Source organism: Salinilacihabitans rarus (genome assembly GCF_024296665.1).
Lineage (GTDB): Archaea > Halobacteriota > Halobacteria > Halobacteriales > Natrialbaceae > Salinilacihabitans > Salinilacihabitans rarus.
Map to the genome: position 1 here is coordinate 377,415 of NZ_CP100762.1, position 26,518 is coordinate 403,932.

General features: G+C 69.4%; 27 protein-coding genes, 1 tRNA gene and 1 pseudogene. 20 read left to right on the forward strand and 9 right to left on the reverse strand.

Annotated elements, in window-relative coordinates; genetic code table 11:
• Positions 1 to 338: 338 nt before the first annotated feature.
• Positions 339 to 421, reverse strand: a tRNA-Leu gene (locus tag NKG98_RS01990).
• A 486-nt stretch (positions 422 to 907) separates the two neighbouring features.
• Here NKG98_RS01990 and NKG98_RS01995 point away from each other — a divergent pair.
• The 4 genes from NKG98_RS01995 (at position 908) to NKG98_RS18970 (ending at position 3,314) form a co-directional block, all read left to right on the forward strand.
• On the forward strand, positions 908 to 2,413 hold the full coding sequence (locus tag NKG98_RS01995) for a molybdopterin-dependent oxidoreductase (protein WP_254768073.1): 1,506 nt from the start codon (positions 908 to 910) through the stop codon (positions 2,411 to 2,413).
• A gap of 28 nt (positions 2,414 to 2,441) precedes the next feature.
• Positions 2,442 to 2,714, forward strand: coding sequence for an ArsR/SmtB family transcription factor (locus tag NKG98_RS02000; protein ID WP_254768074.1), 273 nt, complete (start codon positions 2,442 to 2,444; stop codon positions 2,712 to 2,714).
• Positions 2,715 to 3,017 carry a DUF8036 family membrane protein gene (locus NKG98_RS02005; protein WP_254768075.1) on the forward strand — a complete coding sequence of 101 codons (303 nt, stop codon included), beginning with the start codon at positions 2,715 to 2,717 and terminating at the stop codon, positions 3,015 to 3,017.
• A gap of 165 nt (positions 3,018 to 3,182) precedes the next feature.
• A complete protein-coding gene (locus tag NKG98_RS18970) occupies positions 3,183 to 3,314 on the forward strand; it encodes a hypothetical protein (RefSeq protein ID WP_256558456.1) in 132 nt (43 codons plus the stop codon).
• A gap of 9 nt (positions 3,315 to 3,323) precedes the next feature.
• Here NKG98_RS18970 and NKG98_RS02010 read toward each other — a convergent pair whose 3' ends face one another.
• A complete protein-coding gene (locus NKG98_RS02010; RefSeq protein ID WP_254769515.1) occupies positions 3,324 to 3,494 on the reverse strand; it encodes a hypothetical protein in 171 nt (56 codons plus the stop codon).
• Positions 3,495 to 3,586: 92 nt separating this feature from the next.
• On the opposite strand from NKG98_RS02010, the gene NKG98_RS02015 reads away from it, so the two are divergent.
• Entirely contained in the window at positions 3,587 to 4,069 is a 483-nt protein-coding gene (locus tag NKG98_RS02015; protein ID WP_254768076.1) for a DUF309 domain-containing protein, read from the forward strand.
• A gap of 383 nt (positions 4,070 to 4,452) precedes the next feature.
• Here NKG98_RS02015 and NKG98_RS02020 read toward each other — a convergent pair whose 3' ends face one another.
• Positions 4,453 to 5,112, reverse strand: coding sequence for a glycerophosphodiester phosphodiesterase (locus tag NKG98_RS02020; RefSeq protein WP_254768077.1), 660 nt, complete (start codon positions 5,110 to 5,112; stop codon positions 4,453 to 4,455).
• 145 nt (positions 5,113 to 5,257) lie between these two features.
• On the opposite strand from NKG98_RS02020, the gene NKG98_RS02025 reads away from it, so the two are divergent.
• Together NKG98_RS02025 and NKG98_RS02030 are read left to right on the forward strand one after the other, a co-directional pair.
• Entirely contained in the window at positions 5,258 to 6,214 is a 957-nt protein-coding gene (locus NKG98_RS02025; protein WP_254768078.1) for an NADPH:quinone reductase, read from the forward strand.
• 51 nt (positions 6,215 to 6,265) lie between these two features.
• The gene (locus tag NKG98_RS02030) at positions 6,266 to 6,976 is read left to right on the forward strand and encodes an SDR family oxidoreductase (protein ID WP_254768079.1); all 711 of its coding nucleotides are present in this window, start codon (positions 6,266 to 6,268) and stop codon (positions 6,974 to 6,976) included.
• 18 nt (positions 6,977 to 6,994) lie between these two features.
• Here NKG98_RS02030 and NKG98_RS02035 read toward each other — a convergent pair whose 3' ends face one another.
• Positions 6,995 to 8,356 (reverse strand): sodium-dependent transporter, encoded by a 1,362-nt coding sequence (locus NKG98_RS02035; protein WP_254768080.1) that lies wholly within the window; start codon positions 8,354 to 8,356, stop codon positions 6,995 to 6,997.
• Between the two features lie 265 nt (positions 8,357 to 8,621).
• Between NKG98_RS02035 and NKG98_RS02040 the strand changes: the two genes are divergently transcribed.
• From NKG98_RS02040 to NKG98_RS02055, 4 genes are read left to right on the forward strand one after another with little or no spacing between them, the layout of a single operon-like run.
• Positions 8,622 to 9,746: a branched-chain amino acid ABC transporter permease gene (locus tag NKG98_RS02040; RefSeq protein WP_425504376.1), complete on the forward strand. Its 1,125-nt coding sequence runs from the start codon at positions 8,622 to 8,624 to the stop codon at positions 9,744 to 9,746.
• A complete protein-coding gene (locus NKG98_RS02045) occupies positions 9,743 to 11,044 on the forward strand; it encodes a branched-chain amino acid ABC transporter permease (RefSeq protein WP_254768082.1) in 1,302 nt (433 codons plus the stop codon). The genes NKG98_RS02040 and NKG98_RS02045 overlap by 4 nt, the downstream gene beginning before the upstream one ends.
• Positions 11,044 to 11,898 (forward strand): ABC transporter ATP-binding protein, encoded by an 855-nt coding sequence (locus tag NKG98_RS02050; protein WP_254768083.1) that lies wholly within the window; start codon positions 11,044 to 11,046, stop codon positions 11,896 to 11,898. Before NKG98_RS02045 ends, NKG98_RS02050 begins: the two co-directional genes overlap by 1 nt.
• Positions 11,898 to 12,602 (forward strand): ABC transporter ATP-binding protein, encoded by a 705-nt coding sequence (locus NKG98_RS02055; protein ID WP_254768084.1) that lies wholly within the window; start codon positions 11,898 to 11,900, stop codon positions 12,600 to 12,602. The genes NKG98_RS02050 and NKG98_RS02055 overlap by 1 nt, the downstream gene beginning before the upstream one ends.
• 63 nt (positions 12,603 to 12,665) lie before the next feature.
• Here the strand turns inward: NKG98_RS02055 and NKG98_RS02060 are convergent, their stop codons facing one another.
• A complete protein-coding gene (locus tag NKG98_RS02060) occupies positions 12,666 to 13,997 on the reverse strand; it encodes an ABC transporter substrate-binding protein (protein WP_254768085.1) in 1,332 nt (443 codons plus the stop codon).
• A gap of 207 nt (positions 13,998 to 14,204) precedes the next feature.
• Here NKG98_RS02060 and NKG98_RS02065 point away from each other — a divergent pair, with 207 nt between their 5' ends.
• The 3 genes from NKG98_RS02065 to NKG98_RS02075 all read left to right on the forward strand — a co-directional run bounded on the left by NKG98_RS02065 (position 14,205) and on the right by NKG98_RS02075 (position 17,993).
• Entirely contained in the window at positions 14,205 to 15,749 is a 1,545-nt protein-coding gene (locus NKG98_RS02065) for an acyl-CoA carboxylase subunit beta (RefSeq protein WP_254769511.1), read from the forward strand.
• Entirely contained in the window at positions 15,749 to 16,072 is a 324-nt protein-coding gene (locus NKG98_RS02070) for a DUF8022 family protein (protein WP_425504377.1), read from the forward strand. The genes NKG98_RS02065 and NKG98_RS02070 overlap by 1 nt, the downstream gene beginning before the upstream one ends.
• A gap of 94 nt (positions 16,073 to 16,166) precedes the next feature.
• Positions 16,167 to 17,993 (forward strand): acetyl-CoA carboxylase biotin carboxylase subunit, encoded by a 1,827-nt coding sequence (locus NKG98_RS02075; RefSeq protein ID WP_254768086.1) that lies wholly within the window; start codon positions 16,167 to 16,169, stop codon positions 17,991 to 17,993.
• Positions 17,994 to 18,151: 158 nt separating this feature from the next.
• On the opposite strand, the gene NKG98_RS02080 is transcribed toward NKG98_RS02075, so the two are convergent.
• Positions 18,152 to 19,276, reverse strand: a complete 1,125-nt coding sequence (locus NKG98_RS02080) for a TIGR04053 family radical SAM/SPASM domain-containing protein (protein ID WP_254768087.1) — start codon at positions 19,274 to 19,276, stop codon at positions 18,152 to 18,154.
• A 153-nt stretch (positions 19,277 to 19,429) separates the two neighbouring features.
• On the opposite strand from NKG98_RS02080, the gene NKG98_RS02085 reads away from it, so the two are divergent.
• The 3 genes and pseudogenes from NKG98_RS02085 to NKG98_RS02095 all read left to right on the forward strand — a co-directional run.
• Complete coding sequence (locus tag NKG98_RS02085; protein ID WP_254768088.1) at positions 19,430 to 19,774, forward strand: Htur_1727 family rSAM-partnered candidate RiPP; 345 nt, start codon at positions 19,430 to 19,432, stop codon at positions 19,772 to 19,774.
• Positions 19,771 to 20,982 carry a TIGR04347 family pseudo-SAM/SPASM protein gene (locus NKG98_RS02090; protein WP_254768089.1) on the forward strand — a complete coding sequence of 404 codons (1,212 nt, stop codon included), beginning with the start codon at positions 19,771 to 19,773 and terminating at the stop codon, positions 20,980 to 20,982. The genes NKG98_RS02085 and NKG98_RS02090 overlap by 4 nt, the downstream gene beginning before the upstream one ends.
• 186 nt (positions 20,983 to 21,168) lie before the next feature.
• Positions 21,169 to 21,480 (forward strand): annotated as a pseudogene (locus tag NKG98_RS02095) (DUF7344 domain-containing protein); the annotation flags it as partial.
• A 22-nt stretch (positions 21,481 to 21,502) separates the two neighbouring features.
• Here NKG98_RS02095 and NKG98_RS02100 read toward each other — a convergent pair.
• Positions 21,503 to 21,895 (reverse strand): MoaD/ThiS family protein, encoded by a 393-nt coding sequence (locus NKG98_RS02100; protein WP_254768091.1) that lies wholly within the window; start codon positions 21,893 to 21,895, stop codon positions 21,503 to 21,505.
• A gap of 95 nt (positions 21,896 to 21,990) precedes the next feature.
• Here NKG98_RS02100 and NKG98_RS02105 point away from each other — a divergent pair, with 95 nt between their 5' ends.
• A complete protein-coding gene (locus NKG98_RS02105; RefSeq protein ID WP_254768092.1) occupies positions 21,991 to 23,352 on the forward strand; it encodes a cbb3-type cytochrome c oxidase subunit I in 1,362 nt (453 codons plus the stop codon).
• Between the two features lie 68 nt (positions 23,353 to 23,420).
• On the forward strand, positions 23,421 to 24,191 hold the full coding sequence (locus NKG98_RS02110; protein ID WP_254768093.1) for a hypothetical protein: 771 nt from the start codon (positions 23,421 to 23,423) through the stop codon (positions 24,189 to 24,191).
• A gap of 10 nt (positions 24,192 to 24,201) precedes the next feature.
• Here NKG98_RS02110 and NKG98_RS02115 read toward each other — a convergent pair whose 3' ends face one another.
• Both NKG98_RS02115 and NKG98_RS02120 read right to left on the reverse strand, forming a co-directional pair.
• On the reverse strand, positions 24,202 to 25,389 hold the full coding sequence (locus NKG98_RS02115) for a hypothetical protein (RefSeq protein ID WP_254768094.1): 1,188 nt from the start codon (positions 25,387 to 25,389) through the stop codon (positions 24,202 to 24,204).
• A gap of 1 nt (position 25,390) precedes the next feature.
• Positions 25,391 to 25,981 (reverse strand): DUF7998 family protein, encoded by a 591-nt coding sequence (locus NKG98_RS02120; protein ID WP_254768095.1) that lies wholly within the window; start codon positions 25,979 to 25,981, stop codon positions 25,391 to 25,393.
• Between the two features lie 136 nt (positions 25,982 to 26,117).
• Here NKG98_RS02120 and NKG98_RS02125 point away from each other — a divergent pair, with 136 nt between their 5' ends.
• Entirely contained in the window at positions 26,118 to 26,402 is a 285-nt protein-coding gene (locus NKG98_RS02125) for a hypothetical protein (protein WP_254768096.1), read from the forward strand.
• The last annotated feature ends 116 nt before the right edge of the window (positions 26,403 to 26,518 follow it).

Consider the following 26,518-nt stretch of genomic DNA (forward strand, 5'->3'; position numbering starts at 1 on the left):
CGGGTAGACGCCGTTTTCGTTCGCCGACGGCCCGACGGTGACGACGGCCCCCGAGCGACCGATAACAAATGTATAGTATACCGTTTTTCAGGAAACGATCGAGGTCGAACCGGTTGTACGTCCCCGGCGGTTCGGCCGCCCGGAACGGCGGAGACGCGGCGCTCGTCGGTCGTCCGGTCAGAATTGCGAGGGAAGATCGCTCCGTCGGATCTTCCGCATCTTGCGATGCGAGGGGAGGGAATCGAACCACCTCCGAGAACCTGCGCGAAGCGCAGAACCTCGGCGTAATTCGATTCCTCCGTGGCATCTCGTTCGGCGCGGCGTGCGCCTCACTGCGATGCGAGGGGAGGGAATCGAACCCACGAACTCCTACGAGAGCGGATCTTGAGTCCGCCGCCGTTGACCGCTTGGCTACCCTCGCACGCGACTCGGGTGTACGCCCTCGTGGGGGTTAAACGACCCGATTTTCGTTCCGGCGGTCTCCGGACGCCTATCGGGACACGTGATCGGCAGAAACGGTTCGGGAAGTCTAGTCCGGCAGACCGTGTAGACGGTGCCGAACGGATAGCACGTATCGTTCGGAGAAGCGGACAGAACTGGGCGTCGATCGGGAGAATGCCGTGTGCTCCCGCGAGGCGCTCGTCCCGACGGGATCGGGTGGAGATTTGGGGCCAATCTTCGACGGAGTTTCCATCGATCTTCCGTCCTTCTTGAAAAATCTACTTCCCCGGGGGCGGCCACGTACTGGTAGCATGAGGCCCACTGGAACGCGACGAAGTGTGTCCACGCGGCGAGTGGAGCCACGGCCCTCGAACTGGCCGACCGTACCGACGGCGGGAGCGACGACGATCCGACGGACAACGAGACGACGGCCGATGGCGGGTAACTGCCGCTGCCGGAAGCCACTATGCTGACCGAGCGCCTCCGAGGCGGCGAGTTCCCCTCACGTACCGACTTCCTGTTCGCCGTACTCGCCGGAGGTACGGGCGTCGCGGGATCGTACGCGGTCGCAGGGTACACGAGACGGTTCGTCGTCGCACCGATCGATGCCGCGGTCGTCCGGCTGACGCCCGGAGAGATCGTCGCGTTCGTGATTCAGAACGTCGGCGAACAGGGACACCTCCTGCACGTTGGCCTGTCCCTCGTCGTCGCGACCGGATTGCTCGCGGCCACCGCACTGGGTGGACGCTACGCTGCTCGACGAGTCGGCCGGCCCGTGGTCGGCGGTGGCCTGGCCTGCGTCCTCGCGTGGGGCCTGACCGTCTCGATTACTGCAGAGCCGGTACTCGCGGTCGGTGCCGCTGGACCCGTGGCGGCGTTTACCACCGCTGGCGCTGTGCCGCTGGCCGCTTCCGGACGGGACCCGTCGCGACGGCGCGTCCTCGTCGCGAGCGCGAGTGCCCTCACCTTCCTCGGTATCTCTATCGGCCTCGGCCGGTCGACGGCTCCCGGCAAGCCCGCCACCGGCGAGACGGGGGAGATCGACGAAGAGGTATCCACGCTTCTACAGGAGGCCGAAGCGAAGTCCCTCGACATCCGTGGCGACGTCCCGGGACTCGTGAGTACGTTCGACGAGTTCTACAACGTCGACATAGCGACGTTCGATCCGACCCTCTCGCCCGAGGACTGGTCGCTGACGATCACCGGCGAAGTCGACGACGACGTGACAGTTTCCTTCGACGAACTGACGGACATGCCCACCGAGCGACGGTTCGTTACGCTCCGGTGTGTCGGCGAGACCCTGAACGGCCGGAAACTGGACAACGCCGTCTGGACCGGGACGCCGATCAAACCACTCCTGGAGGAGGCCGACCCCGGGGGTGAGTGTGGCTGTGCAATGGTTCACGCGGCGGACGATTACTTCGTCCAGTTCCCGATCGAGGCCCTCGAGGACGGCTTCCTCGCGTGGGAGATGAACGGCCGGCCTCTCCCCCGGTCCCACGGTCATCCGGTGCGCGTTCTGATCCCCGGACACTGGGGCGAGACGAACGTCAAGTGGCTCACCGAGATCGAACTTCTGGACGAGGAGATAGACGGCTACTGGGAACAGCGCGGGTGGCACGGGACCGGCCCGGTGAACACCGTCGCCAAACTCTGGAGCGACGCCACGCTCGACGATGGAAACGTCGAGGTCGCCGGCCACGCGTACGCCGGGACGCGTGGCATCGAGAGCGTGGAAGTCTCGATAGACGCGGGGGAAACCTGGCGGGACGCGGAACTCTCGGACCCGCTCCCCGGGGACGACGTGTGGCGACAGTGGCGGTACGAGTTCGAAGCCGACGGCACTCACGACGTCGTGGTGCGAGCGATCGACGGCGAGGGAACCCTTCAGCCCGAAGCGCCGTCGGAGGCGTTCCCGAGCGGTGCGACCGGGTGGGTCTCGAAGACGGTAGGGGAACGACCCCCGAATTGATGATACCCCGAACCGAGAGCACGCACGGATGGAGAAGGCACTCTGGTATCTCCTCGTCGGCACTCGCGGCGGCGAGAACCGTGCGCGGATCATCGCCGCTCTCGACGAGCGACCCCGGAACGCCAACCAACTCGCGGAGTGCCTCGACGTCGACTACAACACGGTGAGACACCACCTCGAAATGTTACAGAAACACGACGTGATCGAATCCGGCGGCGACGAGTACGGGAAGTTGTACTTCCTGACCGATCGGTTCGAGCGCCACCGCGAGGAGTTCGAAACCGTGCTGGAGGCGATGTGAATGGCGGAGGCGATGGGGCCCTGGATACTGGTCGCGACCGCCCTCTCGGGGGTGAACGTCCTCCTCCTGGCGGCGCTGACGGTCGTCTGGCTGCGCAACTACCGGACGTTCGGGTCCGAGATGACTGCCGGACTGGCGGCGTTCGGCGTCGCGATGCTCCTCGAGAATATCGTCGCCATTTACTTCTTCTTCAGCAGCGGGATGCTCTACGCCGATTCCCCGGCCGTCCAGCGGTCCGTGGTCACCCTCCGTGCACTGCAGACCGTGGCTCTGGCCTTCCTCACCTACGTTACTGCGAAGTGACCCGTCCCGTACTCCGTGCGGGATTCCTGAAAGAGGGGGTCACGTCACCGCAACCGAACATCCCGGGAAACCGATCTTCGACGCGCTCGACGCGCCTCGGTCGCCGGAACCGATTCGTTGATGTGTGCGAGAGGCCGAGAGCCGACCGAACGACAGCCAGTGACCATGACACTCTCCTTCGAACTCACGCTCTCGCTGCTCGGCGTCTGGACTCTCATGCTCTTCGCGGCGACGAACGCCGCGGCCTACGGCCAGTGGCTCGCGGAGCGGTCGCCGCCGGACGAACGAGAACGGTAAGCGGGGGCGTCAGGCCGGTGCCTCGACGCGGCGCTCGCGCTCGTCGCTCCCGCCGCCGTCGTCGTTCCCGTCTCGGCCCTCGCCGTCCCGGCGCCCACAGTTCGGACACCAGTAGCCGCCCTCGACGTGCGCGTAGAGGCGTTCCCCACACCCCGCACAGCGCCAGCTCGGATGTCTCATCGGCGTCCCGTCCCACCCGGAGCCGAATAAGGCCTCGCCCCGAACGTGCGGGGGACCGAGGGAGTTACCCGGCGGCGGCGCCAACCGTGGGCATGGACGAGCACACCCGCGACCCGACGGTCGAACCGCCGCCGGGGAATCCGACGGGGTGGCTCGCGTCCGCGGGCCGCTGGGAGCACGACACCCTCCGCCGGGCGACGGTCCACGGCGTCCGCCTGTACAACGCCGGCGCGTTCCACGAATCACACGACTGTTTCGAATCGGAGTGGTACAACTACGGGGCCGGAACCACCGAAAGCGCCTTCGCTCACGGAATGGTGCAGGTCGCGGCGGGCGCGTACAAGCACTTCGACTTCGAGAACGACGACGGGATGCGGAGCCTCTTCGAGACGGCGTTGCAGTACCTCCACGGCGTCCCGAACGACTACTACGGTGTCGACCTGCTCGACGTGCGAACCACGCTCACGAACGCGCTAGCCGATCCAACCGTGTTAGACGGGTGGCGAATCGAACTCGACGGGGAGCGACCGGAAGCGAGACCGGGGGATTACGAACACGCCGAACGCCTCGAATGACGCCATTCCGGCCCCGTCGAACCCGCAGACGGGGATCGGGTTCGGCGAGCGTGCCGAGGACGGGGCGCGAACGTGGCACCGTCGACGAGTGAAAGCGACACTCGGCGCGGAGAGAGAGTGTGCAGTAGATTCAGCAGGCCGTATCGTCACGGTGTCATGGTTGTATGCGATGGTACCGACATTATTTTATGTGAGAGTTCGACGTGCGATAGTGCGTGAGCCGGTTGCCTATCGACAGCGATTTAGAGAGGGGACAGCGGGACGTTCCCGTTCCGTACCCGACAGCTGACGCGCCGCGAGGCGCTCCGGAGAGGGGGCTGTGAGCCGGAGCCGCGACCGCCCCGAGGTGCGAACGGCCCTCGCCGGCCCCCTCGAAGAGCCGCTTACAGCCGGAGCGGCCGGTCCGAGGAGACGTAGTCGACGCCGCGTAGCCCGAGCAGCGTCGCCGTCAGTCGCTTCTCGACGTCCCAGGCGTGGACTTCGAGCCCGAGGTGCTTCGCCCGGGAGACGAGCCGCGTCCCGAGACAGCGACGGGAACTCGCCCCGAGGACGTCGCAGTCGAGTTCGACCGCGGTCGTCACCGGGTGGTCGAGGCTGCGACCGGCCAGCAGCCCCGTCGGTTGCTCGGGGTCGAGGTCCCGGACGGCGCGCAGTTCGGGGAGCAGGAACGAGGTGACGACGACGCGGTTGTCGACCCCGTCGAGCGCGTCGAGGACGTCCGCGGCGACGCCGACGGCCTTCACTTCGAGGTTGACGTCGACCCCCGGCGGGAGCGCCGCGAGGACCTCGTCGAGCGTCGGAATTCGCTCGTCCGAGCGGCCGACGGTCAGCGAGCGCAACTCCTCCAGTGTGAGGTCGGCGACCGCGCCGGTGCCGTCGGTGACGCGGTCGACCGTCTCGTCGTGGACGACGACGAGTTCGCCCGAGCCACAGCGGCGGACGTCGAACTCGACGGCGTCGGCGCGCTCGGCCGCCGACCGGAGCGCCGCGACGGTGTTCTCCGGGGCCGCGGCCGCGAAGCCGCGGTGGGCGATGAGCCGCATCGGTCGTTCGAGTAGACGACGCCCGCGACGTATTAACGTACCGTCGGCACGGACGGCTCGCGCCGTCGACGAGTCCGTCGGGGTCGCGACGAGACGCGCTGCCGGAACCGTGGTATGCTTTGTCCCCCGGGACGAATCGGGGGACATGCGCGCCGTTCGATTCCACGAACACGGCGGACCGGAGGTACTGCGAGTTGACGAGGTCGACCGGCCGGAACCCGACGACGACGAGGTGCTGATCGCCGTCGAGGCGGCGGCGGTCAACCCCGTCGACACCTACTTCCGCGAGGGGTCGTACCAGCCCGGCGACCTGCCGTGGATTCCGGGCAGCGACGTCGCCGGCGTCGTCGAGGCCGTCGGCGAGGCCGTGACGCGCTTCGAGCCCGGCGACCGGGTGTTCGGCACCGGACTCGGGAAGGACCACCAGGGGACGTGCGCCGAGTTCGTCGCCGCGCCGGCGGACCTCCTCGCGCACCTCCCGGACGGCGTCGGCTTCGACGTCGGCGCCGCCCTCGGCGTCGCCGGCGGTACCGCCTGGCGGGCGCTGATCCAGTACGCGGGGCTCGAACCGGCCGAGCGGTGCCTGATCCACGGCGGTAGCGGCGGCGTCGGCCACGCCGCCGTTCAGGTCGCGGCCGCGGCGGGCGCGGCGGTGACGGCGACCGCCGCGCCCGAGTACCACGCCGACCTCGAGGCCCTCGGCGCGGACGCCGTCGTCGACTACGCGCGAGACGACCTCGCGGACGCGGTCCGGGAGGCGGGCGAACCCGACGTGATCCTCGACCACCGGCTCGACGACTACCTGCAGTTCGACGCGGACGTCGCCGCGCAGGGCGCACGCGTCGTCGGCATCGGGAACACGCGGCCCGAGGCGGGCTTTACGAACGTCCCGGCCGCGCGGGCGACGGAACTGCGGATCCAGCTGATGGTGCTGTTCAACGCGCCGGACATGGCGGGCATCCTGGAGCGGCTGGCGCGGCTGCTGGCCGCGGGCGACCTCACCGCGGAGGTCGCCCGCACCTACAATCTGGAGGCGGTCGACGAGGCCCAGCGGGCCGTGATGGAGGACAGTTTCCTCGGGAAACTCGTCGTCGAGCCGTAGTCGCGGGCGGCGGGAGCCGCGTTTTTGAGACCGCGGGTCGTAGGGGAAGCCATGTCAGTCTCGTACGACTTCGAGGGGACGGTCGCGGTGATCACCGGCGCGAGCGGCGCGCTCGGCAGCGCCGCCGTCGAGACGTTTCTGGCGGCCGGCGCGACGGTCTGTGCCGTCGACGTGGTCGAACCCGACGCCGAGGACGCGCTCCTCGATCCGGACGCCGGCCACCACTTCTACGAGACCGACCTCACCGACGAGTCGGCGGTCGAGGAACTGATCGAATCGGTCGTCGACGACCACGGCGGGATCGACCACCTGCTGAACGTCGCGGGGACGTGGCGCGGCGGCAGCCACGTCGAGGAGACCGACCTCGAGGAGTTCGAGTTCCTCGTGGACGTGAACCTGAAGACGGCGTTTCTGGCGTCGAAACACGCCCTCCCGCACCTGCAGGCACGCGAGGGGGCGATCGTCAGCGTCAGCGCGCGCTCGTCGCTCGAAGGCGGCGCGGGCGACGGCCCCTACCGGATCACGAAGGCCGGCATCCGCCTGCTGACCGAGACCCTCGCCGAGGAGAATACGGGCACCGTGCGCGCGAACTGCGTGCTGCCGAGCGTGATCGACACGCCGGCCAACCGGGAGATGCTGCCCGACGCCGACCACGACGCGTGGGTCCAGCCCCGGGAGATCGCCGACGTGATGGCCGTCCTGTGTAGCGACGCGGCGGCGGCCACGAGCGGCGCGGCCGTGCCGGTCTACGGCGAGGCGTGAAAAAAGAGCGGTCGACGGTTACAGGTTCTGTCCGAGCCAGTCGGCGAAGTCCCCGGTCAGGAACTCGTAGTACTCGAAGACGCCGAGGTAGATGGTGACGAACAGGATGACGATGACGGGAATTCGGACGAGCCAGATCCAGACGTCGCCCCACGAACCGAGGTTCCTGACGCCGCGTCCGATCTCGTCGAGCGCGACGTTCGAGATCACCCAGCCGACGAAGATCGACACCATCAGTCCGCCGAACACCAGCAGGATGTTGTTGGCGAACAGGTCGTAGAGGTCGATGAAGACGAGGTCGAGCGCGGTCGGGATCCCGACGACGAAGATGATCGTTCCGACGATCGCCGTCGCGGTGAACCGTTCCATTCCCCGCTCGTCGATGAGGTACGAGACGACGACCTCGAGCAGGCTGATCGCGCTCGAGAGCGCCGCGATGGCGATGGTGCCGAAGAAGACCGTACCGATGAGCCAGCCGAACGACAGGTCGCCGAGCGCCGCCGCGAGGCTGATGAAGATCGCGCCCGCGCCGATCGTATTGGCCGGATCGACGCCGCCGGTGAAGAAGATCGGGAAGACGATCAGACCGGCGGTGAACGCGATCAGCGTGTCCAGTCCGACGATGATCAGGCCGTCCTCCGCGAGGTTTCGGTCGTCTCCGATGTAGGACGCGTAGGTGATCATCGCGCCCATCCCGAGCGACAGCGTGAAGAACGCCTGTCCGGCCGCCGCCGGCAGGATATCGGTCCAGTTCGCGAGGATCTCGCCCACGTCGGGCGAGAGGTAGAACGCGTACGCCTCGCTGGCACCCGGGAGCGTGAACGCGTAGACCGCGAGGCCGAAGGCGATGAGGATGATCGCCGGGACCATCACTTGCACGGCGAATTCGATCCCGCGACGGATGCCGAAGCCGACGATGGCGATCACGGCCGCCATGAAGATGGCGTGGCCGAGCACGGCGTCGAGTCCGCTCGCCGCCTCGACGAACTGCCCTCCGGCGCCCTCGATGTCACCGACGTAGCCGCCCTGAAGGCCGATCAGGACGTACCTGAGTACCCAGCCGCCGACGACGCTGTAGTACGACAGGATGATGAATCCCGTGGCGGCGAAGACCCAGCCGAGGTACTGCCAGACGCCGCCGCCGAGTTCCTTCAGTGCGCCGACCGGGTTGCGATTCGTCCGCCGACCCACGACGAACTCGACGAGCATCGCCGGGAACCCGATGAGGGCGACGAACAGGAGGTAGACGACCAGAAACGCCGCGCCGCCTTCCTGTCCGACGAGGAACGGAAATCGCCAGATGTTACCTAGTCCCACTGCGCTACCGACCGCGGCGAGGATGAACCCCGTCCGCGTGGCCCATGTTTCTCGTTGCGCCATGACACGGGGTACAAATGCCCCCCATATATGAGTTTCGTGATCTTATGTATCAACAGTCCGACCGAACTGCCGGACGGGCGCGGACTTCGGCGATCCGACGCGGTCGAGAACCCCCGGAGATGGCGATTATTGCCAGTTCCGGTGACGCCGGAATCGGAATCGAACGGGTCAGGTTACGTTACATTGTCTGTCTTCACCAGCCACGTCTCCCCGTAACGTATAACACGGCACCGCGGGAATACGCCTGCATACGGAGGGATAGATATTGTCTACCATAGACGAGGCGGTAAGACGGGGTCGAGACGTGAGCCTCGAGGAAGCGGGCGCGATCGTCGTGGGACTCGCCGGGCTCCTGTTGCTCGGCGACCTCGCGCTCGGGATCCTCGATGGCACGTACAGCATCGCCCGGACCGGCAGGTACCTGTGGCAGGGACTGATGTACGGACTGATCATCGGTCTCGCGGGGATCGGCCTCTCGATGACCTACAGCATCCTGAACTTCGCGAACTTCGCCCACGGTGACTACATCACGAGCGGCGCCTTCCTCGGCTGGGGCGTCACGTACCTCGTCGCCGGGTGGACCGCTGGCGTCTACGAGTTCGGCCAACTCGTGCTGGTCAGCCCCACCCGCGGCGTCGGTGGACCGCAACTCGGCATCGCCGCGACGTCGACGCCGCTTGCGGTCCTCGTCGGCGCGCTGTTCGCCGGGGTGGCGACGGCCGCGTTCGTGCTCCTGATCGACCGGGTCGTCTACAAGCCGATGCGCGGGGCCGGCGGGATCCCGCTGCTGATCGCCAGCATCGGGGTGGCGTTCGCGCTGCGGTACCTCGTCGTCTTCGTCTACGACCAGCGGACCCGCGGGACGACGGCGACGCTCGACCTCCCCTCGTGGGAGTTCCTGCTCGTCGACGGTTACATTACGATCGACGCCCACGACCTGACGCTGTTGTTCGCCAGCGTGGGGCTCATGGTCGGCGTCCACCTGCTGTTACAGCGGACGAAACTCGGCAAGGCCATGCGGGCGATGTCGGACAACGAGGACCTCGCGCTGGTGACCGGCATCCCGAACGAGCAGGTCGTCCGCTGGACGTGGGCCATCGGCGGCGGCCTCGCGGGCGTCGCCGGTTACCTCATGGTGCTGTGGACCGGGACCATCGACTACCAGTTCGGCTGGCTGTTGCTCCTGTTGATCTTCGCCGGGGTGATCCTCGGCGGGATCGGCTCGGTCTACGGCGCGATCGCGGGCGGACTCGTCATCGGCCTCGCGATGCGGGTGTCGCTGATCTGGCTGCCCGGGGGCGATTTCACCAACGTCACGGCGTTCCTGATCATGATCCTGGTACTGCTCATCAAACCGTCCGGCATCTTCGGAGGGAAGACCACAGCATGACGAACGGACCCGACCGACCGACCCTCGCAGCGTGGTGGGAACACGACGCCGTGAAGATCGTCGTCGTCATCGGCGCGATCTACGTCGCCTACGCGGCCATCGGCCTGTCGCTCGGCTACTCGACGTCGGGGATCGCCAACACGCTCCGGCGGCTGACCTACCTGATCGCCCTCTACGGGATGGTGACGCTCGCGCTGAACCTCCACTGGGGGTACACCGGGCTGTTCAACATCGGCGTCGCCGGCTTCATGGCCATCGGCGTCTACGTGACGATGATGTTCGCGAAGTCCCCGGACCCGTCCGGGGGCGCCCAGTACCCGGGCCTCGGCCTGCCGATCCCGATCGCGATGGCGGCGGGCGTGCTCGCCGCCGCGCTGGCCGGGCTGGTCGTCGCCATCCCTGCCCTCCGCCTGCGCGCGGACTACCTCGCGATCACCACCATCGCGTTCGCCGAGATCGTCCGGCTGACGTTCACCTCGAGCGCGCTCCAGGAGTTCACGATCTTCGGCGTCGAACTCGGCACGGGTGGCGGCCGCGGGATCATCGCCGACTACCCCGACCCCATGAACGTCATCTTCGAACTGCCGGCGTTCGAGACGTTCGTCGACCTGACGAACAGCTGGTTCGGCTTCGGCCCCAGACAGGCGCGGGCGCTCGCGTACGCGATGACGCTCGTCGCCTTCCTCGCCGGCTTCTACTGGCTCATCCAGCGGACGAGTCGGTCGCCGTTCGGGCGCGTCCTGAAGGCGATCCGCGAGGACGAGCAGGCGGCCCAGGCGCTCGGGAAGAACACGAACCTGTTCAAGGTGAAGGTGTTCATGCTCGGCTGCGGGCTGATGGGGCTGGCCGGCACGCTCTGGTGGTTCCGCCGACAGGGGGTAACGCCCACCGCGTTCCGCCCGCACGTCACGTTCTACATCTGGATCGCGCTGATCATCGGCGGCGCCGGCTCGAACACCGGCAGCATCCTCGGCTCCGGGCTGTTCGTCGCGGTCCTCTTCGAGGGGCCCGACTACGCCCGCCGGGTGATCCTCGCGAACGTGGAGGCCGGCGACGCGCCCAACACGTTCGACGCGGCGGTCGCGCCGCTGCTGTCGGGCGACCCCTCGCCGCTGCTCTGGTACGCGTTCGACGAACTCCTGACGCTGCAGTTCGTCGCGATGGGCGTCGTGTTGATCCTGCTGATGCAGCGGCGGCCGGACGGCCTGCTCGGCCACCGCGAGGAGACGGCCGCGGCCGTGCCGTTGACGCGGCGATCAACCGAAGCCCCCGCCGCACAGCCGGGAGGTGACGACTGATGAGCGACACGGCTGGCGACCCCGCTACCGGCGCGGACGCGGCCGGGGAGGCGGCGTCCGCGGTGACGACCGAGGAGCGCCGTCCGGAGGCGGAACTCGTCGTCTCCAACATCGAGAAGCGCTTCGGCGGCATCACGGCCGTCGACGGGGCCTCCTTCGAGGTCGAGGAGGGGACCCTGACCGGCCTCATCGGGCCCAACGGCGCCGGCAAGTCCACGACGTTCAACCTCATCACCGGCATCCACCGGCCCGACGGCGGCCGCGTCACCTTCCAGGGCCACGACGTCACGACCCTCAGCCCGCACGAGGTCGTCGACTACGGGCTGGTCCGGACGTTCCAGATCGCCCGGGAGATGCCGAACATGACCGTCCTCGAGAACCTGATGCTGCCGGCGAAAGACCAGCTGGGCGAGGCGCTCTGGCGGTCCGTGACGCCGATCGTCCGGGACGAGGTCGAACGCCAGGAGGCGGAACTCCTGGAACGCGTGTGGAAGACCCTCGAGTTCTTCGAGATCGAGCACATCGCCGAGGAGAAGGCGGGCAACCTCTCGGGCGGGCAGCGAAAGCTACTCGAGATGGCCCGCGCGCTGATGACCGATCCCGAGATGCTGCTGCTGGACGAACCGTTCGCGGGCGTCAACCCGACGCTCGAGAAGAAGTTGCTCGGGCACATCCACGACCTGCGGGCCGACGGCTACACCTTCCTCATCGTCGAACACGACATGGACGTCATCATGGAGAACTGCGAGCACGTCATCGTGATGCACCAGGGGACGGTCCTCGCGGAGGGCCCCCCCGAGGAGATCACGTCGGACGAGCGGGTAATCGAAGCCTACCTCGGGGGTGAGGTCTGATGGCGATGCTCGAAGTCGAGGGCCTCGACGCGGGCTACGGCGACCTCCAGATCCTCAGCGAGGTCGACCTCGCGGTCGACGAGGACGAGTACGTCGTCATCGTCGGTCCGAACGGCGCCGGCAAGTCGACGGCGATGAAGTCCGTCTTCGGACTGACGACGTACATGGGCGGCAGCGTCCGGTTCAAGGACGACGACATCACCGGCCGTCCGCCGGAGGAGATCATCCGCGAGGGGATCGGCTACGTCCCGCAGAACGAGAACGTCTTCCCGTCGCTGACGGTCGAGGAGAACCTCGAGATGGGAGCGTACATCCTCGACGAGATCCCGGACGAGGCGTTCGAGACCGTCTTCGAGCAGTTCCCCGTCCTGCGCGAGCGCCGCGACCAGAAGGTCGGCACGATGAGCGGCGGCCAACAGCAGATGGTCGCGATGGGCCGGGCGCTGATGCTCGACCCCGACCTGCTGTTGCTCGACGAACCCAGCGCCGGCCTCGCCCCCGACCTCGTCGACGAGATGTTCGATCACGTCGACCGGATCAACGAGAACGGCACGGCGGTGCTGGTCGTCGAACAGAACGCGAAGGAGGCCCTCGGTCGGTGCGACCGGGGCTACGTACTCGTGCAGGGCCGGAACCGCTACGAGGACGCCGGCGACGCGCTCCTCGCGAACGAGGAGGTCCGTCAGGACTTTCTGGGCGGCTGAGCCGCGACGAGGGCGGACCGGCCGCTCGGCCGGCGACGTGCGAAGAACTGCCGGCGCCCGGTCTCACCCGGACAGCGCCGATTCGAGTTCGCTCGTGTACGAACCCTGCGTCTGCTCGAACGAGACGGTGTTGAGCGCCTCGCCGCCCTGATCCTCCTCGAACGCCCGAACGAACTCGTCGGAGAGCTGCTGGCCGTAGTCGTTGTTGACGTACAGCGTCGCGGCGGTCTCGGCGCCGAGTTCCTCGGCGCAGACTTCCGCCATCACCTGTCCCTGGAGGATGTCGCTCGGGGCGGTACGGAAGAAGTAACCGTCGTCCTCGATGTTCGTGAGGCTGAGCGCCGTGCTCGCGGGCGAGCACTGGACGATGCCCGCGTCGCTTGTCACGCCGACGAGCGGCACCGAGTTACCCGAGGAGGCCGCGCCGACGATCGCCGGGTAGCCGGCGTCGATGAGCGCCTCGCCGTTGCTCAGCGCCGTCTGCTCGTCGGTGGCCGTGTCCTCGACCTGCAGGTCGATGCTGAAGGCGCCCTCGAACTGCGCGGCGGCGAGTTCGCCGGCGCGGATCATCAGCGACCCGAGTTCGCCGAGGTCGCCGGTCTCGGGCAGCAGGATGCCGACGCTGACCTGATCGCGGTCGGTGCCGCCCGGACTCTCGTCGGCCATCTCGCCGCCGGGGTCTTTGCCCTCGAACTCGATCATGTCGTAGGGCGTGACTGCGCCCTCGCTGAAGTCCCAGAGGTCGTACGCCGCGTCCGCGGGGTCGCCGTTCTCGTCGTAGTCGACGCTGCTCGAAGCGCCCTGGTAGTTGATGTCCTCGCCGTCGGCGACCGCCTCGGCGGCCTCCTGTAACTCGCCGGGGCCGTACTCGTCGCCGTTCGGGTTGGCGATCCGGCGCATCTGGCCGCGGATCGCCTCGCCGTCGTTCTCGCCGGCGGCGACGTTCGCGAGCACGCACGTCGCGACGGCGTCGAACGTGTGCGAGTTGAACACGCCGGCGCTCTCGCCGTACTCGTCCTCGTAGAGTTCCTCGAAGGTGTCCTCGTTCGGACCCGCGGACGACGGGGCGGTACCGACGACGTTGTCCATCGGGTTGCCGACCTCGCTCGGGAGCGCGTCGTCGGCCAGTCCGTCCGGGACGATGATGTCGGTCCCGTTGTCGAACGTCGAGTAGAAGTCCCGGAAGATCTGGATGCCGCTCTCCGGGTACCCGATGATGTTCAGCACGTCCGGGCCGTCGAGCCCTTGGCTGGCCTCGGCGGCGGAGTCCTGATCGTCGCCGTCGCCGCCGTCGCCGTTCGAATCTCCGTCTCCGATGCAACCCGCGACGAGTGATCCGACGCCGATCGCACCCGCGCCCTTCACTACCGTTCGCCTGTCGCAGTGACGTGGCATAGTAGATAGAGATAGCTAATTCTATATAAACTCCGGTAGTTATTGTCATGCAAGGTATGGGTTAACACGACATTTGACACCGCATTCCGGGCCGGTCCGGGGTGGGGAGCCGCCGGGACGATTCCTCCCCATCGTTGCAGAACGTTTTTTGTGTCCGTGCTCGTTGCCCCGCACGATGACTCGGCACGGGAGGGGCAACCGATGACGATGGAAGACCGCATCGAGGAGCTGGAGGAACTGCGCGAGGAAGCGCTGCTCGGCGGCGGCGAAGCCCGCATCGAGCGCCAGCACGAGAAGGGGAAGATGACCGCCCGCGAGCGGATCGACTACTTCCTCGACGACGGCACGTTCACCGAGTTCGATCAGCTCCGGACCCACCAGACGAGCCAGTTCGGGATGGAGGAAAAGCAGATTCCCGGCGACGGCGTCGTGACGGGCTACGGCGAGGTCGACGGCCGGACCGTCTTCGTCTTCGCCCACGACTTCACCGTCTTCGGCGGTTCGCTCGGCGAGGTCTTCGCCGAGAAGATCTGCAAGGTGATGGACATGGCGATGGAGGTCGGCGCGCCCATCGTCGGCCTCAACGACTCCGCGGGTGCCCGCATCCAGGAGGGCGTCAAGAGCCTCGCCGGCTTCACCGAAATCTTCCGGCGCAACCAGGAGGCAAGCGGCGTCGTCCCGCAGATCTCGGCGATCATGGGCCCGTGTGCCGGCGGCGCCGTCTACTCGCCGTCGATCACCGACTTCATCTTCATGGTGAAAGACACGAGCCACATGTACATCACCGGCCCCGGGGTGACGAAGACGGTCACCGGCGAGGAGGTCACCCACGAGGAACTCGGCGGGGCGATGACCCACGCCGACAAGACCGGGGTCGCCCAGTTCGCCTGCGACAGCGAGGAGCAGGCGCTCGACGACATCAAACGGCTGCTCTCCTATCTCCCCCAGAACAACGTCGAGGATCCCCCGCGGGTCGAACCGTGGGACGACCCCGACCGCCGCGACGAGGCCCTGGAGTCGATCGTCCCCGACAGTCCGCAGAAACCGTACGACATGACGCGGGTCATCGAGTCGGTGACGGACGAGGGTTCGTTCTTCGAGGTCGCGGAGAACTACGCGCAGAACCTCGTCGTCGGCTTCGCGCGCCTCGACGGCCGCTCGGTCGGCATCGTCGCCAACCAGCCCCGGGTGAACGCCGGCACGCTCACCGTCGACGCTTCGATGAAGGGATCGCGGTTCGTCCGCTTCTGTGACTCCTTTAACATCCCTATCGTCACCTTCGTCGACGTCCCCGGCTACATGCCCGGCACCGACCAGGAACACCGCGGCATCATCCGCCACGGGGCGAAACTCCTCTACGCGTACGCGGAGGCGACCGTCCCGCTGCTGACCGTCATCACGCGGAAAGCGTACGGCGGCGCCTACTGCGTCATGGCCTCGAAGAACCTCGGCGCGGACGTCAACTACGCGTGGCCGACCGCCGAAATCGCCGTCATGGGTCCGCAGGGCGCGGTCAACATCCTCTACCGCGACGAACTCCAGGAGGCCGAGGACCCCGACGCGCTGCGGGACGAACTCATCGAGGAGTACCGCGAGGAGTTTGCCAACCCCTACACGGCGACGGACAAGGGCTTCCTCGACGACGTCATCCTCCCCACGGAAACCCGGCCGCGGCTGATCGACGATCTCGAGATGCTCGAGACGAAACGCGAGACGAACCCGGACAAGAAACACGGCAACATCCCGCTGTGATGTCGGGCGGAGGCGACACCCCCGAGATGGGCACGGTCGACGACCCCGAACCGCTGGGCGAGGTGCTCCCCGGCGGGATCGACCTCGACGTCCCCGCGGACGCGACCGACGAGGAGGCCGCCGCCATCGTCGCCGCCATCGGGGCACACCTGCGCGACCGCGAGCGTGCGGCCGCCGCCGCGGCGGCCGAGGAGGAGACCTGGCAGGACGCTCGCTGGCGGTTCGCCGGCCGAATGCGCGCCCAGCAACACCGCGACGCCCGGGTGCCGACGACGGCGCCGACGGACCCGTGGACGGCGGCGGGGCGGACGGACAGGTTCTGAGCCGCGTCGGCTCGTAAACCGGACTCTCGATCGAGCGTTGACGCTACTCGTTGCGAAAAAGTAAGGTAGTCGCCTTCCGACGAGACGAACAGGAATGTTCCGGAAGGTTCTCGTGGCCAACCGCGGCGAGATCGCGGTCAGGGTGATGCGAGCGTGCGAGGAGTTGAACGTCGGCACCGTCGCCATCTACTCCGAGGCCGACAAGGACTCGGGCCACGTCCGGTACGCCGACGAAGCGTACAACGTCGGGCCGGCCAGGGCGGCCGACTCCTACCTCGACCACGAGGCGGTCATCGAGGCCGCCCGCAAGGCCGACGCGGACGCGATCCACCCCGGCTACGGCTTCCTCGCGGAGAACGCCGAGTTCGCCCGCAAGGTCGAGGAGGCCGAGGGGATCACCTGGATCGGCCCGTCGAGCGACGCGATGGAGTCGCTGGGCGAGAAGACCAAAGCGCGGACGATCATGGACGAGGCCGACGTCCCCATCGTCCCCGGCACCACCGACCCCGTCACCGATCCCGACGTCGTCCGCGAGTTCGGCGAGGAGCACGGCTACCCGATCGCCATCAAAGCCGAGGGGGGCGGGGGCGGCCGCGGCATGAAGGTCGTCGAGGACGAGAGCGAGGTCGAAGACCAGTTCGAGAGCGCCCAGCGCGAGGGCGAGGCCTACTTCGGCAACGACTCCGTCTACCTCGAACGCTACCTCGAACGGCCCCGCCACATCGAGGTACAGATCATCGCGGACGAACACGGCAACGTCCGCCACCTCGGCGAGCGCGACTGCTCGCTCCAGCGTCGCCACCAGAAGGTCATCGAGGAGGGTCCCTCGCCCGCGCTGTCGGACGAACTGCGCGAGCAGATCGGCGAGGCCGCCCGCCGGGGCGTCGCCGCCGCCGACTACGTCAACGCCGGCACCGTCGAGTTCCTCGTCGAGGAGGAACCCGGCCGCGACGGCCCGCTGGGCCCGGACGCGAACTTCTACTTCCTCGAGGTCAACACCCGGATTCAGGTCGAACACCCCGTCACCGAGGAGATCACGGGCGTCGACATCGTCAAGTGGCAGATCCGCGTCGCCGCGGGCGAGGAACTCGCGTTCGCCCAGGACGACGTCGATTTCGACGGCCACGCGATGGAGTTCCGGATCAACGCCGAGAACGCGGCGAAGAACTTCCAGCCCGCCTCGGGCGGCAAACTCGCCACCTACGATCCGCCGGGCGGCGTCGGCGTCCGGGTCGACGACGCGCTCCGGCAGGGCGACGGGATCGTCACCGACTACGACTCGATGGTCGCGAAGCTGATCGTCCACGCCGAGGACCGCGACGAGTGCATCGCGCGCTCGCTGCGCGCCCTCCGGGAGTACGAGATCGAGGGCGTGACGACGATCCTGCCGTTCCACCGGTTGATGCTCACCGACGAGACGTTCGTCGACGGCAGGCACACCACGAAGTACCTCGACGAGGAGATCGACCGGAGCCGCATCGAGGACGCCCAGGCACAGTGGGGTCCCGAGGAGTCGACCGCCCCGGAGGACGAGGAGGTCGTCGAGCGCGAGTTCACCGTCGAGGTCAACGGCAAGCGCTTCGAGGTCAACCTCGAGGAGCGCGGCGCCGTCCCCCTCGCGACCGGCGACGGCGGCGCCGACGCGGGGGCGAGCCGGCCCGAACCGGCCGGCGGCAGTTCGGGCGGCGCGACGGCCGTCGAGGGCGACGGCGAGCGCGTCGACGCGGAGATGCAGGGGACGATCCTCTCGGTCGAAGTCGAGGAGGGCGACGAGGTGGCCCCCGGCGACGTGCTGGTCGTTCTCGAGGCGATGAAGATGGAAAACGACATCGTCGCCTCCCGCGGCGGCACCGTCTCGCAGGTCGCCGTCGGCGAGGGCGAGAGCGTCGACATGGGCGACACGTTAGTCGTCATCGAGTGACGGCCGGCCGCGAACGCTTTCGGCGGGATTCCGCTCGACGCGCGTAGCCCCGCGCACGCGGGGTCGGCTCCAGCGAACGTCCGTCGGCCCGTGGCCGCGGGACGGGGCCGTCGCGCGCGGCCGAACGCCTCGTCGCCGACCGCCGCCTGCGGGGTTGCTCAGTCGCCCGTCGCCGCGTCCGGGACCGAGTCGCCGTCGTCCCACGGCAGCGGGCCGTCGTACTCCTCGGGGACGAACGGACAGAGTGGGTCGCTCTCCAGCGGGTCGCCGGTGTGGGCGTACGCCCGCGAGCGACTGCCGCCGCAGACGTGCCGGTAGGGACAGGCGCCGCACTTGCCTTTCAGCCGGTCGCGGTCACGGAGCGCGCGGAACAGCGGCGTCTCGCGGTAGAGTTCGTAGACGGGCCGGTCGCGGACGTTGCCGGCGGACTCGGGCAGGAAGCCGGAGGGGTACACCTCGCCGGTGTGGCTGACGAACGCGAAGCCGTCGCCGGCGACGATGCCGCTGCGACGGCGGACGCCCGAGTCGCGCTCCTCGGGGTCGAGGTCGCCGGACTCCACGCGGCGCTGGATCGACACGCGGCGGTAGTGTGGCGCCTCGGTCGTCTTCACGCCGAACGGCTCGGTCTCGCCTGCGTCGGCGAGCCAGGCCATCACGGCGTCGGCCTCCTCGGGGTCGATCGGGTCGAGGATGCGCCCCCGGCCGACGGGGACGAGAAAGAAGACGCTCCACATGACCGCGCCGACCTCCGCGAGGAGCGTCCGGATCTCCGGGAGTTCGCCGACGGTCTCCTGGCAGACGGTGGTGTTGACCTGTACCGGGATGCCCGCAGCCCTCGCGTCCTCGATCGCTCGCAGTGTCTCCTCGAAGCTGCCGTCCTCGCCGCGGAAGGCGTCGTGGGCCTCGGGCGAGGCGCCGTCGAGGCTGACGGCCATCCGCTTGAGACCGGCGTCGGCGAGCGCCTCGATCCGCTCGCGGGTGAGCGAGTGCGTCCCGCTCGGCGTGATCGTCATCCGCAGGCCGAGGTCGTCGCCGTAGGCGACCAGTTCCTCGACGTCGTCGCGGACGAGGGGGTCCCCGCCCGAGAGCACGACGAGTTGGCCGTCGCCGAACTCGGCGGCGTCCGCCAGCAGGGCCTTCCCCTCCTCGGTCGAGAGCTCCCCGGGGTCGCGTTCGGGGTGGGCGTCGGCCCGGCAGTGGTCGCAGGCCAGCGCGCAGGCCTGCGTGAGCTCCCAGATGAGGACGAACGGACGATTCGACGTGTCGATCCGACCGGGGCGCATGATAGGTGGCGCCTTGGGGCGCGACCGGGAAAGTCGTCCCCGACGTTCCCGCGACCCGGGAAGTTCTGCGAACATGTTCGGCACCATCCCCTCGGGTTCCCGGCGCGTGGGAGTTTACGTAACCGTCTTCGATCCGGTTTCGAAGGTATATCTATGGTAGAGAAAGCACGCCGCTCGCGCGTCGAGGGGGACCGACGCGGGACGCCGGTCGGACAGTGGGAGGTGTTCGTCCGCGACGAGGAGGCCGACCCGCTCAGACACGTCGGGAGCGTCGCGGCCGAGAGCGCGACGGAGGCCCACGAGCACGCCTCGCGGCTGTTCGGCTGGTACGCCGTCGACCTCTGGGTCTGTCCGGCCGAGGAAGTCGCGCGGTTCTCGACGCGGGGACTCGGGACCGCAGGCGGCGAGGACGAGAGCGAGGCCGAATCGGACGAGGCGAGCGCCGAACCCCGCGTCTACGAGGAGACCGAGGGGAGCCCGGAGGTGCGCGAGTCGTGATCTCGATCAGCAAACTCCTCTGTGACCTCGACGCGGAGGGCGACGGCCTGCGCTACGACGCGGCCGACGAGTCCGAGAAGCCCCAGATCACCGAGCGCAAGCAGCGCCGGCCCGTCGTCGTCTGGAACGTGACGCGGCGCTGTAACCTCTACTGTGCACACTGTTACGCGGCCGCCCAGACCGAACCCGCGCCGGGGGAGTTCTCCACCGCCGAGGCGAAGGCGTTTCTCGATCAACTGGTCGACTACGGCGCCCCCGTCGTGCTCTTCTCCGGGGGCGAACCGCTCGTCCGGAACGACCTGATCGAACTCGTCGACTACGCCGCCGACGCCGGCTTGCGGCCGGTGCTCTCGACGAACGGGACGCTGCTCACCCGCGAGAAGGCCGCCGCGCTCCGGGACGCCGGCCTGCAGTACGCCGGCATCTCCGTCGACGGCCTCCCCGAGCGCAACGACCGCTTCCGCGGGAAAGACGGCGCGTTCGAGGCCGCGGTGCGGGGCATCGAGGCCTGCCTCGACGTCGGGCTGAAGACCGGCCTCCGGTACACGATCACCGAGGCGAACGCCCCCGACCTCGAGGGGGTCGTCGACCTGCTCTCGGACGTCGGTCTCGACCGCTTCTGTTTCTACCACCTCGACTACGGCGGCCGCGGCGCCGAAATCGCCGACATCGACCTCACGCCCCGGGAGAAACGCGAGGCCGTCCGTCGGCTCTGTGACCTCACCCTCGAGTACCACGACCGCGGGGAGGAGATCGAGACCCTGCTGGTCGGCAACTACGCCGACGCGGGTTTCCTCGTCGAGTACGCCCGCGAGCGCTTCGGGCCGGAGAAGGCCGCCGCCGTCTACGAGTACCTCGAACGGAACGGCGGCGACCCGACCGGCGAGCGGATCGCGGACGTCGACTACCAGGGCAACGTCCACCCGACACAGTTCTGGCAGGGCTACAGCCTCGGGAACGTCCGCGACCGCCCGTTCGGCGAGATCTGGGAGGACGAGTCGAACCCGCTGCTGTCGGCGCTGCGCGAACGCGAGAAGCACCTCACCGGGAAATGTTCGTCCTGCCGGTACGCGTCGATCTGTCGGGGTGCCTCGCGACTGCGCGCGCTCTCGACGACCGGTGACCTGTTCGCGCCCGACCCGCAGTGTTACCTGCGCGACGATGAGATCCAGTACGACGGGCCGATCGCGGGCGGCCTCGCGGACTGAGCGCCGCGGGGTTTCCGTCGCGGGCGACCGGTACGCGTCGAAGACGGTCGGCCGGCGGTCGCCCAAACTCTCTGGAGGCGTGCTTTTTCCCACTCCCCATCAACGAGCGGTTAGCACGAGCCAGACACGAACGCGACGCCACGCGACCTCGTCAACGCGACCTTTGAGGGCGTCTCCGGCGGGCGTCGTCGACGCCTCCTCGCGGTCGTCGCGGATCGCAACTCCCCCGTCGACACGCGCGACCTCGCGACCCACCTCGCCGCGCGGGAACGCGGGAAAGCCCTGATTGACGTGAGCCGCGAGGAGTTCCGCCGCGTCTTCGTCGCCCTCGTCCACGAGGCGTTACCGCCGCTGGACGACGTCGCCCTCGTCGCGTGGGACCGCGAGGCGGGCACCGTCGCGCTCGGCGACCGCTACTCGCCCGCCACGCCGGCGCTGCAGTCGGTCCTCGACGCCGACGGGACGCCGTGCGCCCTGCTCGCGGCCGTCCACGAGTAGGTCGCCCGCGGCCGCGACGGCCTCAACAACAGAAGATAAACGGGTAGAGCAGCCCCACGCGGTCGCCCTCCGAGAGTTCCGTCTCGAACCCGTCGAGGTGCTCGTTGAACCGGCCGTTGATCGTGACGCGGGCGTACGGCCGGGTCTGCTCGCCCTCGGGGTTCTTGCGCCACGTGCCGGGGAGGTCGTCGGGGACGGGCGCCCAGCCGCGGGCCGTCGCGTCGGCCTCCGTCTCGGCGATCAGCAGGTCCTCGACGGGGTGCTCCTCGAAGAACGCTTCGAGGAACTCCCGCAGGCTGGACCCCTCGAAGGTGAACTCGATGTCGTGCTCCCCGATGGCGGTTCGGACGTGGCCCGTACAGCGGACGTCGACCGTCGTGGTGTCGGCTCGCGCCTCCTGAGCGTCGGTTGCCATGGTCGGCTACGCCCGTCTACGTCCCGGCGCGGGGAGAGCTGTCTTCCGAACATGTTCGTCGCCAACGCGAGGGGACCCGCGGCCGAAGCCCGGGTATGAACGCGATTCCCGGGGGGTTGCGGACCGATCAGCAGCCGCCGATGGCGATCCCGCTGCGCCACTTCGTCGTCGCGCTGGCGTTTCTCGTCGTCGGCGTCGGAGGCGGGGCCGCCCTCGCGGTCGCGAGGGGGCCGGGGCTGGCGCCGCTCGCCCACCGCCACGCGCTGCTGGTCGGCTGGATCGCGCTGACGATCATGGGCGCGATGACGCAGTTCGTCCCCGTCTGGTCCGGCGTGACGATCCACTCCAGACGGCTCGCGGTCGCCCAGCTCTGGCTCGCCGTCGCGGGGCTCGTCGGCTTCCTCGCGGGCCTGCTCGCGGGGGCGTTCGAACTCCTGCCCGCGTTCGCCGCGGTGCTCGCCGTCGGGATCCTGACGTTCGTCTACAACGTCGGCCGGACGCTGCTGCGGGCTCGGCCGTTCGATACGATCGAGCGCCACTTCGCGCTCGCGCTCGTCTGCTTCGCGCTCGTCGCGACGTTCGGCCTCGGCCTCGCGGTCGACTTCACGACGCCGGTCTTCGAACCGCTCTCGATCGCCCGAAGCGAGGCGATCCTCGTCCACGCGACCCTCGCGCTCTACGGCGCGGTCCTGCTGACGGTGATCGGCGCGCTCGGCCAGCTCGCGAAGATGTTCACGCAGGCGACCCTCGAACCGGTCGACGACGCGCTCCTGCTCGGCGAGGAGGCCCTCGTGGTCGGCGGCCTCGCGGTGCTGGTCGTCGGCCGCGGGACGGGCTGGGAGGCGGCGGCGCGCGTCGGCGGCCTCGCGCTGCTCGTCGGCGTGGTCGCCTTCGCCGTCGTGATCGCGCGACTGCTCGCGCGCGCCACGGTCGACCCCAGCCCGATGACGCGGCGCTACTGGGTCGTCGTCGCCTCCCTGATCGCGTGGGCGGGACTGGCCGCGCCCGCGTGGTGGGACGACCCGGCGAGTTACGCGACGCTGTTCGGCCATCCCGAGGGGCGGAACCTGTTGCTGTTCGGCGTCCTCGCGTTCGTCGTCGTCGGCAGCCTCTACCACATCGTCCCCTTTATCATCTGGATCGAGCGCTACAGCGACCGGATCGGCCTCGAGAAGGTGCCGATGATCGACGACCTCTACGACGACCGCCTCGAACGCGCGGACTTCGCCGCGACCCTCGTCGGCGCCGCCGGCCTCGTCGCCGGCGAACTGCTCTCGCTCGCGGCGACCGTCCGCGCCGCGGCCGGCCTCCTCGCGACGGTCGGCTTCGCCCTGTTCGTCGCCAACCTCCTGCTGACGATCCACCGCCACGGTCCCGGTCTGGCGGGCGTCCTCGCGGGCGACCTCGGGACGGACGAGGACGGCGCCGTCGAGGGCGTCGACGCCGCCGAGCGCTGACGGCGGACCCGACGCCGCACGCGGCAGGCTTTTGCCCGCGTCCGGCGTAAGACCGTAGATCACGCATCATGAGCCACGCTGCCACCGGGAGCGAACTGGAGGAGGTGTCGAGAGGGATTCGGGCCGGTGTGGACCGGCTGACGGCCGCGATCGAGGGCGGCGCGTCCGAGCGGGACTTATCGGAGACGGCGACGGAGTTCTGGGAGGTCGTCGAGGCCGCTGCCGCCCTCCTCGGGACGGTCGACCTCGCGGCGGCGCCGGACGTCGTCGACCCGCGGACGATCCCGGAGGCGGTCGACGCGGCCGCGATTCCGGCCGCGATCGCGGCGCGCGATCCGGATCGCGCGCTGGACGTCCGACCCATCCTGCAGGCGGTCGAACTGCGCGAACTCTGGAACGCCGTCGACCTCGTCGAGTTCGCGAGGGCAAAGCGGCGCCTCGACGTGGAACTGGCCGACGTGGTCGACGTCGACGGCGCGTCCGGGTCGGCCGACTCGGACGTCGCCCGCGACCTCGACGAGTTCGCCGCCGAGAACCGGACCGCGAGTCGGAACGCCGCGGTGCAACAGCAGGCGCGAAAGCGGGTCGGGGCGGCCCGCGCCGCGGCCGTCGACGCACACGTCACCCTCGAATCGGCGTACGACGCGAACCGGAGCCGGCGGCGCTCGCGGAACCCGACGGCGGTCTCGCTCCGGAGTCCCGGACCGCTCCCGGCGAGCAGTTCCGCGGCGTTTTCGACGGTTCCGGCGACCGTCCGGGGCGCGGCGGTCGACGCCCCGCCGCGGCTCTACGGCCGGCGGTGGCGGGACGTCCGGCGCGAGCGGGAGAGCGGGCGGTGAGCCGGCTGGCTCACACCGGCCGCTCGACGAACAGGACCGCGAGAATCGCCGCGTAGACGGCGGCGCCGGCGAGCGCGAGCCAGCGGCCGAGCGCCGCCGCCGCGGGGGCGTCGACGAGCAGGCCGCCGGCTTCGAGGGCGATGCCCGACGCGAACAGCCCGACGGAGGCGGCCGCGGTCCGGTCGTCGACGCCGCGGCGCGTGGCGACCGACGGCGGGTAGAACTGGTAGGAGACGCCGACGATCGAGAGCGCGAGGAAGCCCCCGACGGCGAGGCGGTAGTGGGCGTCGAGCGCGGCCGCGTCGACGCCGACGAACGCGAACCACAGGCCGAGCGCGACCGCAACGACGCCAAAGCCCACGGCCGCCAGAACCGCCGGGAAGCCGACGCGGCGGCGCTCGCTGCGCCGGTAGAGGTCGGCGTACGCGGCGGCGAAGCCGACGACGGCGCTCGCCTGGAGGGCGGCGCCGAGCCGGAAGGGGAGGCCGCCGAGGAAGTCACCCGCCAGCAGCGCGGGCGCCGCGGCCCCCGCGGGGAGGACGGCGTAGACGAGCGCGGGTCGCGGGTCGGCGACGAGAAACCGCGGGAGCAGGCGGAAGCCGACGGCGAACAGGAGCAAGGCGCCCGCGCCCGCGGCGAGCAGGTGGGAGGCCGGCGGGCCGTTCGCGGGGAGGACGGCGGGCGCGAGGCCGACTCCGTCGAGTACGGGCAGCGCGGCGCCGGCGAGGAGGTACGCGAGGACGACCGGAACGGCCGCGTTCGCGACGCGGTCGACGGTCAGGCGGTGCTCGTCGACCGCGCCGGTCCCGGTCTCCCGGCCAGAGAGGTTGTCCCGGACGGTCCAGCCGAGCGCGCCGACGAAGACGAGCGCGCCGGCGAGCCAGAGGACGGCGCCGGCGAACGCGACCGTCGGGGACGCGAGCCCCGCCTCGCCGGCGAAGCGGCAGGCCGCGCCGGCGGCGGCCAGCGGGAGGTGGACGAACGGCGCCCGGGGGAACGCGAGTTCGCGGGCGAAGTACGAGGGGACGAGCGCGTAGGCCTTCCCGAAGACGACGTGGAAGACGAAGCCGTAGAGTCCGAGCGCCAGCGCCGCGGACCGGCCGAGCCCCGCGACGACGGCGGCCTGCCAGGCGACGAGGAAGGCGACCCCGGTGGCGACGAACGCGCGCGAGCCCCGGCTGACCGTCGCCGTCGCCATCCTAGAAGGGGGAGCCCTCGCCGTCGGTCGAGTCGTCGCCCTCGTTCGCGGCGGCGACGCCGGCCGTCGGATCGGGGGTCAGCGAGTCGAGAGCCGCGTCGTCGAGGCCCGACTCGAGTGCCTCCGCCTCGAGGTCGGCGAGGTCGGACTCGACGGCCGCGGCGCGGTGGTGGCTGGGGTGGACGCGCACCCGGACGAGGTCGTACCCGTGGCGGTCGGCGAGGCCGTTCCACGCGCGGAACGACCCCTTCGCGAGGGCGGCCGCCTGCGGGCAGAACGGCGTCGTCGGCGTGAACTCCGCGCGCAGGACGGCGGGGTCGTCGGCGTCGACGGCGTAGCGGTAGCCGGCGTCGGGGTGGCGCCGGTCGAGGTTGAGCCGCGCGAGGTTGTAGCCGAACGTCGCGTCGTAGACGCCACGCTCCTCGAACACCTCGCGGGTCACCTCGTGGAACGCGACGTGGTCCTCGCCCGCGAGGACGTCGTGGCCGTCGAGGAACGGACCGGGCTCGGGGACGCTCGCCGGGACGAACTCGGCCCAGTCGTCGAAGCTCCCGTCGTCTCCGTCGGAGGCCGCTCTCGAGAACGGGTTCATGTCGGCCGTGACTACTCGCTCCGGCCCCCAATATGTACCCCCGAACGTGTTCCCGTCCGTGGGCGGGGAGTCGCGCGGGTGCGGCCGAACACGTTCGCCGATACGTTCTGGTGGGCATCGTTCCAACCGTCGGCCGATGGCGGTCGAACGATCCGACACTACCGGCGATCGGCGGGCGCCGTCACCGAACGCCTACGGCGACGTCGACGAGATCGAACAACGACACGTCGAGCGGGCGCTGAACCGTCTCGCCTCCCGTGGTGACCTGACTGACGACCAGCGCGAGGCCGTCGCCGAGTTGGCCCGTTCGATCACGTCGTCGCTCGCCCCGGCCGCCATCGCGACGGTCCGGGCCGGCCGAACGACTCCGGGCGAGTCGGTCGCCGGGCAGTCCCGCGACGAGCGGGACCGGTCCCGGTGAGCGCACCGGGCGACCGACCCGGCCGTCGACGCGCCGGATCGCCTCTCCCCCCGTCTTCTCGCCGCTCGACGCCGACAGCCACACCGGCAGGTCCGGGCGACGACCGGCGGTAGTCG